This window comes from Azospirillum sp. P4_B5 (genome assembly GCF_056402275.1).
This window is the reverse complement of record NZ_JBFUHT010000033.1, coordinates 140,954-152,641: the sequence shown is the minus strand read 5'-3', so window position 1 is coordinate 152,641 and position 11,688 is coordinate 140,954. Positions and strand designations below refer to the sequence as shown.

The window sequence follows — 11,688 nt, the reverse complement described above, 5'->3', positions numbered from 1 at the left end:
GGGGCTCCCTTCATCCCGCCCCGCTACTTCACGAAAGTCCCCGGCGAGGGCGCTTCCTTGCCATCGCCCCCCTCGCCCAGGAAGAACAGGTTGCGCAGGAAGCCCGGCGCCAGCATGGCGAGCGGGTTCACCGTCACGTCCGGGTCGGCCAGCGGGCCGCGGACGTGCCAAGTGGCGCTGAAGATGCCCTGCCCTTCGCCGCCGCTCAGCGCGTCGCCCAGCAGCGGGATCTGGCCGATCAGGCGGTTCAGCCCATAGATGGGCACGATGGTGCCGCGCAGGTTGGCCGTGTCGGTCTCGATGTCGATTTCCCCTCCCAGGGTGAGACCGAGCGCGGAGCCTGAAGTGCGCAGGTCCTTGATCGTCAGCAGGCGCCCATCCTTGCGGTAGTCGCTGACCGCCCGCCCGAACCGGATGCCCTTGCCTCCGCCCATCAGCTCGGCGAAGCCGGAGGGAGAGATGGAGTTCAGGATGCGGGCCAGGACCGGCGGGTCGACAAGAGCGTAGTCGGTCAATTCCATCCGGCCTTCGATGGCGGCGTCGGCCCGCGGCTCCACCGTGCGGCCGGTAATCGCCAGCGCGCCACCCTGCACCCGGTCGTTGATGTCGAGCGCGCGGAAGGTCGTGCCCGCGTCGCTGGCCGAGATGGCCACGTCGTAGAAACCCTGGGCGCCCGGCAGGTAGCGCAGGGACACCGCCCCGTCGCGCCCCGCCCGCGCCGTCACGTCGAGCGCCGTCCAGGACAGGCGGTCGCGCCTGATCCGTCCGGCCACGTCGGACAGATGGCGGCCGTCCCCGAAGACGACGCGGTTCAGCTTCAGGTCAAAATCGAGCGGCAGCGGCTTCTCGTCGCTCGGGCCGGGCTTTTTGCCGCCGGGCGGGTCGGCCTTGCCGGCCAGGACGCGGGCATCGAGACTCTGGCCGGTGATGGTCCCGGAATAGCCGTTCTTGCCGCCGTCATGCACCGTCACGTCGGCCTTCAGGTCGGTCTGGCCGACCGACATCTGCCCGACCGCCACCTTGGTAACGGCCATGGTCTGCGGGGCGAGATCAACGACCGCCTGGGCGCGCAGCCCCCCGGCATCGACGGACAGGCCGGTGATGCGGGTCACCCGGTCCTTCTGGAACTCCAGCGCCAGCTTGCCGGTGCCGGGAACGCCGGGCTTCTTCTCCCAGCCCAGCTCGTCGATGCGCAGGTGGGTCTTTTCCAGGTTCAGACCGGCGGTCAGGCCGAAGCGGCGGCGCTGGTCGACTGTGAACAGCACGTCCGCCCCCAGCGGCCCCGCGACGTGCTCGGCGAGGTCGATGCCGTGGCTGCGCAGATCCTGGGCGTCCACGTCGCCCTTTACGGCGATGCGGGTGCGCGGTCCCTTGGCGGTGGAGGTAAACTGCTCCTTCCAGTCGATGGTGACGGGGATGCCGTCCAGCTTGGTGTTGCCCTTCACCGTCATGGCGTTCATGTCGAGCGCCAGCGTCAGGTCACCCTCGGTCGCGGTCAGCCCGGCGGCCACCTTCTCCACCCCGACGCCGCGCAACTTCGCCGCGACGTCCAGGTTCAGCTGTTCCACCTTCAGATCGACCAGCAGCGGGAACTGGAAGTGGAGCTGCGCGTCGGCCTGCCCCTGGGTGCGCTTCGGGTCGAGGTCGAGGCGGCTGGGATAGCCCAGCGGCGGGCTGTCCAGAACGGTCAGGATGGTGCGCACCGGCCCGCGGACCGGGACGCGGATGTCCATGGTCTCCTTGCCGGTGTCCAGACCGCCGATGACGATCGTGCCCTCACCGAGCTGAACGTCGTCGATGCGGCCGCCCTTGGTGTGGATGGTGAAGGTCTTACCGTCGGTGGACACCTGCGCCGCCAGACCGGTCACCTTGGGCAGCGGGTGGAAATAGTCCACCGTCATCTCCTCGGCCTGGATGCCAGCCTGGAAGTGCGTCACGTCGATCGCCGCAAGGTCGGACAGCGGGCCGCTGGCTCGGACGGTGGCCGTCGCCTCCGGCACGACGCCGTGCGACAGGTTTTCGGTCACCCACTCCCGCGGGTTCTTCCCCACCCCCAGCGGCCACAGCCGGGGCAGCTCGTCCGCCGGCACCCGTTTGGCCGTCACGGCGGCCTCCACCGACAGGCGGGCGTCCGGCGTGCCGAGTTGGGCGATGGTGGCCTGCGCCGTTCCCTCCACAGTCGGCCCGCCGAGGTCGATCGCCAGTTGCTCCACATCCAGCTTGCCCGAGGCCCGGTCCCCCGCCACCGTCAGGGCCGCGGAGGCGACGGGCAGCGGCTCCGGGAACAGGTCCGGCCGAACGACGCGCCCGGCGCCGGCTTTCAGCTCCGCCCGGCCGCTGCGTGGCTGCCCGTCGGGGTCCAGCTCCAGGCTGGCCGTGCCGGACAGGGGAAGCTGCGCCGCGGCGAGCGGCGCCAGCGCCGGGGCGAGCCCGGCCAGCGCGGCGGGCACCAGCCCGTCGAGCGTTGCTGCGACCGACGCGCCCTTGTCGGGAACCTGCGTGCCGTCGAGGTCGAGCGAGGCCCGCGTGCCGCCCGCCGTCAGGTCGAGCCGCAGGCTGCCGCTGCGCTGCCCGCCCTGCTCCCGCAGGTCGCCCCGCCCGGTCATCGCCATTCCGTCGAACGCGAGGTCCAGCCGCTCCAGCTCCGCCCGCCGGCCCGGCACGTCCAGCCCGCCGCGCAGCCGCAGGCGGTCGACGCGGTAAGGGTCGGGCCGCAGCGCGGGCAGGCTGACCTCCCCCGCGCCGCCCTGCAGGTCGAAGCTGAAGCGCACCGGCTCGAACCGCGAGTCCAGGGTCGCGTCGATGCGCCCGCCCAGCGGCACGGTCACCGCCGACAGCGGCGCCAGCAGCGGGCCGATCTTGGCCAGCGCCGCCGGCTGCAGCCCGTCGAAGCGGGTGGACAGCGCGGTTTCTGCGTCGGCCATGCGATGGACGCCCGACGCCTCCACCGCCGCTGTCCGCCCATCCAGGTCGAGCAGAAGCTGCGCCCCGCCGACGATCTCCGTCCCGTCGCGGGTCAGCACGATGTCGGCGCGGTTGGCGTGCCAGGACAGGCCGAGCATCCGGTTCGTCACCGTCAGGTCGGCGCCGATGATGGTCAGCCGCCGCAGCAGGCCCAGCGGACGGGCGATGTCCGGGGGATGCATCAGGGTGGAGACGATCTCCCCCGCGAAATCGGGGCTTCCGGCCGGCTCCTCCTTCTCCGGCTCGCCGGGAGACGGAAGCGAGCGCACGTCGAAATCCAGGCTGCCGTCGGCCCGGCGCACCACCTGGAGGCGCGGCCGCACGAGGTCGAGCCGGGTCGGCGACAGCTTGCCCTGGAACAGCGCGCGCACCGAGAAGCCGACGCCCAACTCCGGCACCGCCGCAAGTTCGTCCCCCTCGGCGTTGACCGCATGCACGTCGATGGCGCGCAGGTCCAGCCGGGTCAGACCGTCGCTCTCCTCCTCGTCCACCCAGGACAGGACGAGCTGGCCGACATCGACGCGGTAGCGGCCCTGCGGGTCGCTCAGCGCCCGCTCCACATAGGGTGTCAGCGGGTCGAGCGCGATCGGCCCCTGGGCCAGCCGCCACGCGAACAGCCCGCCCGCAACGCCGACGACGACGACCGCGCCCGCGGTGGTCCAGGCGAGAAGCTTCGCGGTGCGCCGGATCACGGTCGGTGTCCCGGCGACGATGCCCGCGCGTTGTCACAGTTGACCGGACCCGCGCGACCGCGCACCTTCCTGCTCAGTTCTTGTGCAGGGATAGCCGCGACCATGACCACCACGCTGCCGAAACCCTTCGACACCGCCCTCGCCGAACGCGGCCTGGAGCGCTGGCGCGCCGAGGCGGTGAACGCCGCAGACAACGACGGCGACGATGACGCCTTGCGCGCCTGGGCCGAGGCGTACGCCGATTCGGCCGAGGGGCGGGCGCTGATCGACGCGGTGTGCGGCAACAGCCCGTATCTCGGCCAGATCCTGACGCGGGAGCTGCCCTTCGTCCGCGAGATGGTGACGCAGGGATACGACAACGCCTTCGCGGCGCTGCTGCGCCGGCTGGAGGCGGACTGCGCGGAGGAGCGCAACATCGACCGGCTGATGACGGCCCTGCGCGTCGCCAAGCGGCGGGCGGCGCTGCTGATCGCGATCGCCGACATCACCGGCGCGTGGGAGTTGGAGGCCGTCACCGGCGCGCTGTCCGACATCGCCGAGACGTCGGTGCGGATGGCGGCAAACCACCTGCTGCGCCGCGCCGCGGAGGCGGGCACGCTGACGCTGCCGGAACCGCAGCGGCCATGGGTCGGGTCGGGCCTGATCGTGCTTGGCATGGGCAAACTTGGTGCGCGCGAACTCAACTATTCCAGCGATATCGACCTGATCGTCCTGTACGACGACGCCGTCGTGCAAACGCCCCAGCCGGACAACCTCGCCCGCACGTTCATTCGTATCGCGCGCGATCTTGTCCGCATTATGGATGAACGGACGAAGGACGGCTACGTCTTCCGTACAGATCTGCGGCTGCGCCCCGATCCGGGGGCCACGCCGCTGGCGGTGTCGGTCTCGGCGGCCGAAATTTACTACGGCAGCGTCGGGCAGAACTGGGAGCGCGCGGCCATGATCAAGGCCCGCCCCATCGCCGGCGATCCGGAGGCCGGGGCGCATTTCCTGCGTTTCCTCGAACCGTTCGTGTGGCGGCGCCACCTCGACTTCGCGGCCATCCAGGACATCCATTCCATCAAGCGTCAGATCAACGCCCACAAGGGCCATCGTGAAGTGACGGTGAACGGCCACGACATCAAGGTCGGGCGGGGCGGAATCCGCGAGATCGAGTTCTTCGCCCAGACCCAGCAACTGATCTTCGGCGGGCGCGACATCCGCGTGCGCATCGCCCCCACCCTGCTGGCGAACAAGGCGCTGTGCGCGGTCGGCCGCGTGCCGGAGGCGGCGGTGGAGGAGTTGGAGGAGGCCTACCGCTTCCTGCGCCGGGTCGAGCACCGCATCCAGATGACCGACGACCGCCAGACCCACCAGATCCCGGCGGACGACGAGGGGGTGGCGCATCTCGCCACCTTCCTCGGCTACGAGCGGGTGGAGGATTTCCGCGCCGACCTTCTGGCCCAGCTCGGCCGGGTGGAGGACCGCTACGCCGAGCTGTTCGAGGAGGCGCCGTCGCTGTCCGGTCCCGGCAACCTCGTCTTCACCGGCACCGACGACGACCCAGGCACGGTGAAGACGCTGGCCGGCATGGGCTACCGCGACCCCAGCCGGGTCATCGCCGTGGTCTCCACCTGGCACCGCGGGCGCTACCGCTCCACCCGCTCGGGCCGCGCGCGGGAGCTGCTGACCGAGCTGGTGCCGGCCATGCTGAACGAGCTGGCCAAGACCCCCGCCCCGGACGACGCGCTGGTCAAGTTCGACAGCTTCCTGGAGCGGCTGCCGGCGGGGGTCGGGCTGTTCTCCCTGTTCATCGCCAACCCCTGGCTGCTCGCCCTGGTCGCGGAGATCATGGGCACGGCGCCGCAGCTGGCCGAGACGCTGTCGCGCAACCCGTCGCTGCTCGACGCCGTGCTGTCGCCCGACTTCTTCGACCCACTGCCCGACGCGGCGGGGCTGACGCCGGAGTATCAGCGCTTCATCGCCGGGGCGCACAACTTCGAGGACGTGCTGACCCTGTCGCGGCGCTGGACCAATGACCAGCGCTTCCGCGCCGGGGCGCACATCCTGCGTGGCATCACCGACGGCGACCGCTGCGGCCCCTTCCTCGCCGATCTGGCCGATGTGGTGGTGCCGGAGTTGGCCGCCCGCGTGGAGGAAGAGTTCGCCGCCCGCCACGGCCGCATCCCCGGCGGCGCCTGGGTGGTGGTGGCGATGGGCAAGCTGGGCAGCCGGCAGCTCACCATCACCTCCGACATCGACCTGATCGTGGTCTACGAGGTGCCGCCCGGCACGCGCCAGTCGGACGGGGCCAAGCCGCTGGCCCCCAACGAGTATTACATCAAACTGACGCAGCGCCTGACCAACGCCATCACCGCCCCGATGGCCGACGGGCGCCTGTACGAGGTGGACATGCGGCTGCGCCCGTCGGGCAACGCCGGACCGCTCGCCACCGCGCTCGACGCCTTCACCGCCTATCAGGCCAAGGACGCCTGGACGTGGGAGCACATGGCCCTGACCCGCGCCCGCGTCATCGGCGGCGATCGGGAACTGGCCCGCAAGGTCGAGTCGGCGATCCGCGGCGTGCTGACCGGCCCGCGCGACCCGGCCAAGGTGTTGCGGGACGTCGCCGACATGCGCCGCCGCATCGACAAGGAGTTCGGCACCCCCAACCCGTGGAATGTCAAATACGCCCGCGGCGGCCTGATCGACATCGAGTTCACCGCCCAGTATCTCCAACTCCGCCACGGGCACGCGCATCCGGACATCCTGTCCATCGCCACCAGCCGCGCCCTGCTCAACGCGGCCGCGGCCGGGCTGCTGGCGCCGGAGGTGGCGGAGGAGCTGGTGGCGACGCTGAAGCTGTGGCGCCGCGTGCAGGGGTTCCTGCGGCTGACCACCGACGGCGTGCTCGATCCCCGGCAGGTCTCGCCCACGCTGCGGGAGGGACTGTCCCGCGCCGCCTTCCCGGACGAGGAGCCGGCGGTTGACTTCGCCGCGCTCGACAGCAGAATCCGGGACATCGCCGCCCGCGCCCATCGCCATTTCGTGGCGCTGGTCGAGGAGCCGGCGTCAAGGCTGCCTCCCCCAGAGACCAACGAAGAAGCCAAACTCCCATGAGCGACACCCAGATGCCCGCCATCGAGGCCGGCACCCCGGCCCCGGACTTCACCATGCCGACCGACGGCGGCGGCAGCGTCACGCTGTCCGCCCTGCGGGGCAAGCCGGTGATCCTGTACTTCTACCCGAAGGACGACACGTCCGGCTGCACGTCGGAGGCCTGCGGCTTCCGCGACCAGCTCCCGGATTTCAGCGGGCTCGACGCCGTCATCATCGGCGTGTCCAAGGACAGCGTCGCCAGCCACGACAAGTTCAAGGCGAAATACGAGCTGCCCTTCACGCTGGCCTCCGACAAGGAGACCGGTGTCGCCGAGGCTTACGGCGTGTGGGTCGAGAAGAGCATGTACGGCCGCAAGTACATGGGCCTGGAACGCGCGACCTTCCTGATCGACAAGGACGGCATCGTCCGCAACGTCTGGCGCAAGGTCAAGGTCACCGGCCATGTGGCGGCGGTGCTGAAGGCGTTGCAGGCGCTGTAATCATTTCGCGATGCGGTGGGGGAGACATCATCTCCCGCCGCTTCAGCGGACGCCGACCCCGGCAAGGCATTCGCGCAGCGCATCGAGCGGAACGACGTAGTCCCGCTCGATGATGTCATGATGGCTGTCGGGCCGTTCCGGACAGGCGAGATCGAGATAGCGCATCCCCCGCTGGGCGGCGAGATTTCCAAAGAAGGGTTGCAGAACGCGGCCACGAAGTTCGATCAGGGTTGCGCCCGCCGGAGCGAACAGGATGTTGGTCAAGGCCGCGCCGTGGCAGCCGACGATCAGTTCCGCCCCGCTGAACAGGGCGATCTGTTCCTCGAACGTGAGGCTTCCCGGATCGACGGCCAGAAATCCCAGCGGCTCCAACGCCTCCGCCACCTCGTCCTGATTCACGGCGAAGCGCTTGGTGGTGTTCCTCCGCAGAACGAACAACCGCTTCACACCGGATGGCGTCGGCAGGACGTCGCGGGCGTGGTTCAGAACCACGCTCCAGATCGCCACCGCTTGCGACCGCAACGGAAGCGGCACGAGGCAATCGGGATAGCCGCTCCAATCGCTGCGGCTGATGTGGAGGTCCAGTCTGTCAAGCTTCAGCCCGGTCATGAAGAGGCGCAGCGAGGCCGCCTGCCACGCGTTGGGGGTTCCATCCATGATGACCCGCCGCTCCGCGCCGTCCGGGGCGATCATGCCGAAGACCAGACGCGGCAGGTAATCCAGGCACCAGTGGAAATAATTGTCGCTGCCGCCCATCGCCAGATACTTGCCGGGCGGCTCGGGCTCGGCGAGCGCTTGGAGAAAGACCGGCGAGGGGGCCTGCCCCACCATCCCGTAGGCCATCTCATGGAACATGCCGAAGTCCCGCCGGAAGCAGCGCAGATCCGGCGTCACCGGGAACATCATGTGGTTGTTCAGAACGCAGCGGTCGAAGACGGCCGCGACCGGATTGTCATCGCCGCCCCGCAGGATGCGGCCAAGATGCGGATTGGCAGCCAGATGCTCGACGAGATCGACGCTCTGAATCGTGCCGTCCATGCAAGTCTCCATGCCAGCGCCCGGGATTTATCCGGCCCGGCGCAGTATCTCTTCCGCCAGCGCCTGCATCTCCGCCGCCGCCTGCGTCTTGCGGGCGGCCTCGGTCACCGACAGGCCGGACAGCAGGGTCCCGGCGTAGGCGGTGCGGTTGCCGATCTGCGAGTCCGCGAGGTCCACAGCCGGCGGGTTCACGAGTTCGCGCACCCGCGCGATCAGCTCGTCGGCGATGCGGGCGCGCGGCGGCACGCGGTTCAGCACCAGCAGCAGCCGGCGCTTCTCCTGCGCGGCGAGGTCCAGCGTCGGCTGCACCGCCCACAGGTCCATCGGGCTGGGCTGCACCGGGGCGATGACGAGGCTGGCGGCGCGCACGGCGATGCGGGCCTCCGTCTGGGCGTGGGGCGGGCTGTCGATCAGCACGATGTCGTGGTCGCGGGCCAGCTTCTCGACCTCGGTCTGGGTGCGCCAGCCGGTGATCTGGACATGGGTGAAGCCGGGCTGCCCGCCCGTGGCTCCGGCCCGCACCTCGTGCCAGCGGGTCAGGCTGCCCTGCGGGTCGATGTCCACCGTGGCGACCGAGCGCCCGAGCTGCATCCAGGCAATGGCGAGGTGCGCCACCAGCGTGGTCTTGCCGGCCCCGCCCTTCTGCTGAGCCACGGTGAAGACCTTGCCCGTCATGCCCACACCCATCATTTGGTTGTTTATCGCGCACACCCGTCATAAGGCTTGGACAGAGCCGGCGCAACCGCGCGAATTGACTTCATCCTCCGACGCTTTACAAATCGTCCCGTGACCGACAAGCATCCCGACATCATCCCCACCACGCCCGCCGGCCTCGCCCGCGCCGGCGAGGCCCTGCGCAACGGCGAACTGGTCGCCTTCCCGACCGAGACCGTCTACGGCCTCGGCGGGGACGCCACCGACGACCGGGCCGTGGCCGCGATCTTCGCCGCCAAGGGCCGCCCTCAGTTCAACCCGCTGATCGCCCATGTGCCGGACCTGGAGTCCGCCGAGGCCATCGCCGTGCTCGACGAGCGCGCGGTGGAACTGGCCCACCAGTTCTGGCCCGGTCCGCTGACGCTGGTCCTGCCCCGCCGCCCGGAGGCCGGGCTGTCGCTTCTGGTGTCCGCCGGACTGGACAGCGTGGCGGTGCGCGTGCCCGGCCATCCGGTGGCGCAGGCGGTTCTGAAGGCCGCCGGCAAGCCCATCGCCGCGCCCAGCGCCAACCGCTCCGGCGCGGTCAGCCCGACCGCCCCGCACCACGTCATCGAGAGCCTGGGCGACCGGGTGAGCATGGTGGTGGCCGGCGGGAAGTGCCAGGTCGGGGTGGAGTCCACCGTGCTCGACCTGACCGGCGCGACGCCCGTGCTGCTGCGCCCCGGCGCCGTGCTGCGCGAGGAGATCGAGCGGCTGATCGGTCCCATCCAGGTTTCCGCCGGCAACCCGGACGCCCCGAAGTCGCCCGGCCAGCTGGAAAGCCACTACGCCCCGAACGCCCCGGTGCGGCTGAACGCCACAAGCGCCGAGGAGGACGAGGCGTTCCTGACCTTCGGCCCCGACCGTTTCATCCGCGGCGGCAAGGCCCGCCTGAACCTGAGCCTCCAGGGCGACCTGAACGAAGCGGCGGCGAACCTGTTCGCCCATCTCCGCGCGCTCGATCAGGAGGGTGCCCGCGCCATCGCGGTGATGCCGATCCCGGACGAGGGGCTGGGTGTCGCCATCAACGACCGGCTGCGGCGGGCCGCCGCCCCCAGGGGGTGATGGAGCGGGGGGTGGAATCCCGGCGCGCAAGGCGGTCGCAGGGGAGGGACAGAGAGCCCCCTCCCCTGCGACAGCGGGGGAGGGTTGGGGTGGGGGCAATGCGTCTCTCCAGCCCGTCCGGACCCCGCCCATGACCTCCGCCAGCCCTGCCGCCGCCAGCCTCGCCGCCGCCCTCGACCAGATCCGCGCCATCGTCGGCCCGAACGGCCTTCTCACCGCGCCGGAGGACATGGCCCCCTACCTGTCGGAATGGCGCGGGCGCTTCAAGGGCAACAGCCCGGCGGTGGTCCGCCCGGCCAGCACCGAGGAGGTCGCGGCGGTCGTGAAGATTTGCGCGGAGGCCGGCACCCCGGTCGTCCCGCAGGGCGGCAACACCAGCCTCGTCGGCGGCTCCATCCCCTACGAGGAAGGGCGCGAGATCGTCATCAGCCTGTCGCGGATGAACAGGATCCGCGGCATCGACACGCTGAACTACACCATGACGGCAGAGGCCGGCGTCGTCCTGAAGACCGCGCAGGAGGCCGCCAAGGACAAGGACCGCCTGCTGCCGATGAGCCTGGGGGCGGAGGGCACCTGCCAGATCGGCGGGCTGATCTCCACCAACGCCGGCGGCATCAACGTGCTGCGCTACGGCAACATGCGCGACCTCGTGCTTGGTCTTGAGGTCGTGCTGGCCGACGGACGGATCTGGAACGGCCTGCGGTCCTTGCGCAAGAACAACACCGGCTACGACCTGAAGCACCTGTTCATCGGGGCGGAGGGCACGCTGGGCATCGTCACCGCCGCGGTGCTCAAGCTCTACCCGCGCCCGCGCCAGGCGGTGACGGCCTTCATCGCCGTGCCCAGCCCCGCCGCCGCCATCGAACTGCTGGCCCGCCTGCGCGAGGCGTCGGGCGACGCCGTGGCCGCCTTCGAGCTGATGTCGCGCCGCTGCCTGGAGTTCGCGCTGAAGCACGTCGCCGGCACCATCGACCCGCTGTCGGAGCCGTCGCCCTGGTACGTGCTGACCGAGCTGACCGCCGGCACCCAGTCCGACGCCTTCCGCGAGACGGTCGAGGCGGCGCTGGGCGAGGCCTTCGAGGCGGAACTGGCCACCGACGCCACCATCGCCCAGTCGGAGACCCAGGCCAACCAGCTCTGGTTCATCCGCGAGGCCATCGTCGAGGCGCAGAAGTTCGAGGGCGGCTCGATCAAGAACGACGTGTCGGTCCCGGTGTCGCGCGTCGCCGAGTTCATCGAGCGCGCCGAGGCCGCCGTGGCCGCGGCCTGCCCCGGCATCCGCCCGACCCCCTTCGGCCACGTCGGCGACGGCAACATCCACTTCAACCTCAGCCAGCCGGAGGGCGCCGACACCGCCGCCTACCTCGCCCGCTGGGACGAGATCTGCCACGTGGTGAACGAGGTCATCTTCGACCTGGACGGTTCCATTTCCGCCGAGCATGGCGTGGGCCGCTTCAAGAAGGACGAGATGCCGGTCATCAAGAGCCCGGTCGAGTTCGACCTGCTGCGCGCCATGAAAGCGGCGCTCGACCCCAAGGGCCTGCTGAACCCCGGCAAGATGTTGCCGTAAGGAGTGCTGCCCTAAAGAGATGCTCTGCCCGCCCCGTGCGACCTTTCGCGGTTCCGGCCTGTTCGTAGGAGTCGGTCGGAAACCG

The 11,688-nt window shown here is 70.4% G+C and carries 7 protein-coding genes; 4 read left to right on the top strand and 3 right to left on the bottom strand.

Translation table 11 applies throughout. From position 1 onward, the window contains the following. Positions 1-23: 23 nt before the first annotated feature. Positions 24-3,656 (bottom strand): YhdP family protein, encoded by a 3,633-nt coding sequence (locus tag AC1DVI_RS23025; RefSeq protein WP_476959940.1) that lies wholly within the window; start codon positions 3,654-3,656, stop codon positions 24-26. Between the two features lie 102 nt (positions 3,657-3,758). Between AC1DVI_RS23025 and AC1DVI_RS23020 the strand changes: the two genes are divergently transcribed. Then, positions 3,759-6,758 carry a bifunctional [glutamine synthetase] adenylyltransferase/[glutamine synthetase]-adenylyl-L-tyrosine phosphorylase gene (locus tag AC1DVI_RS23020; protein ID WP_476959939.1) on the top strand — a complete coding sequence of 1,000 codons (3,000 nt, stop codon included), beginning with the start codon at positions 3,759-3,761 and terminating at the stop codon, positions 6,756-6,758. Further along, positions 6,755-7,237, top strand: coding sequence for a thioredoxin-dependent thiol peroxidase (gene bcp, locus AC1DVI_RS23015; protein ID WP_476959938.1), 483 nt, complete (start codon positions 6,755-6,757; stop codon positions 7,235-7,237). Before AC1DVI_RS23020 ends, bcp begins: the two co-directional genes overlap by 4 nt. Positions 7,238-7,279: 42 nt before the next feature. Here the strand turns inward: bcp and AC1DVI_RS23010 are convergent, their stop codons facing one another. Both AC1DVI_RS23010 and parA read right to left on the bottom strand, forming a co-directional pair. After that, positions 7,280-8,275, bottom strand: a complete 996-nt coding sequence (locus AC1DVI_RS23010; protein ID WP_476959937.1) for a glycosyltransferase family 61 protein — start codon at positions 8,273-8,275, stop codon at positions 7,280-7,282. A gap of 27 nt (positions 8,276-8,302) precedes the next feature. Next, a complete protein-coding gene (gene parA / locus AC1DVI_RS23005) occupies positions 8,303-8,950 on the bottom strand; it encodes a ParA family partition ATPase (protein WP_476959936.1) in 648 nt (215 codons plus the stop codon). Positions 8,951-9,061: 111 nt separating this feature from the next. On the opposite strand from parA, the gene AC1DVI_RS23000 reads away from it, so the two are divergent. Together AC1DVI_RS23000 and AC1DVI_RS22995 are read left to right on the top strand one after the other, a co-directional pair. Then, entirely contained in the window at positions 9,062-10,033 is a 972-nt protein-coding gene (locus AC1DVI_RS23000; protein WP_476959935.1) for an L-threonylcarbamoyladenylate synthase, read from the top strand. 130 nt (positions 10,034-10,163) lie between these two features. After that, positions 10,164-11,603, top strand: a complete 1,440-nt coding sequence (locus AC1DVI_RS22995; RefSeq protein WP_476959934.1) for an FAD-binding oxidoreductase — start codon at positions 10,164-10,166, stop codon at positions 11,601-11,603. Positions 11,604-11,688 lie beyond the last annotated feature (85 nt).

Excerpts from the sequence above, each read along its gene's own strand:
- AC1DVI_RS23020 (WP_476959939.1), top strand. The coding sequence starts at position 3,759 with ATGACCACCACGCTGCCGAAACCCTTCGACACCGCCCTCGCCGAACGC.
- bcp (WP_476959938.1), top strand. The coding sequence starts at position 6,755 with ATGAGCGACACCCAGATGCCCGCCATCGAGGCCGGCACCCCGGCCCCG.
- AC1DVI_RS23010 (WP_476959937.1), bottom strand. The coding sequence starts at position 8,275 with ATGGACGGCACGATTCAGAGCGTCGATCTCGTCGAGCATCTGGCTGCC.
- AC1DVI_RS22995 (WP_476959934.1), top strand. The coding sequence starts at position 10,164 with ATGACCTCCGCCAGCCCTGCCGCCGCCAGCCTCGCCGCCGCCCTCGAC.
- parA (WP_476959936.1), bottom strand. The coding sequence starts at position 8,950 with ATGACGGGCAAGGTCTTCACCGTGGCTCAGCAGAAGGGCGGGGCCGGC.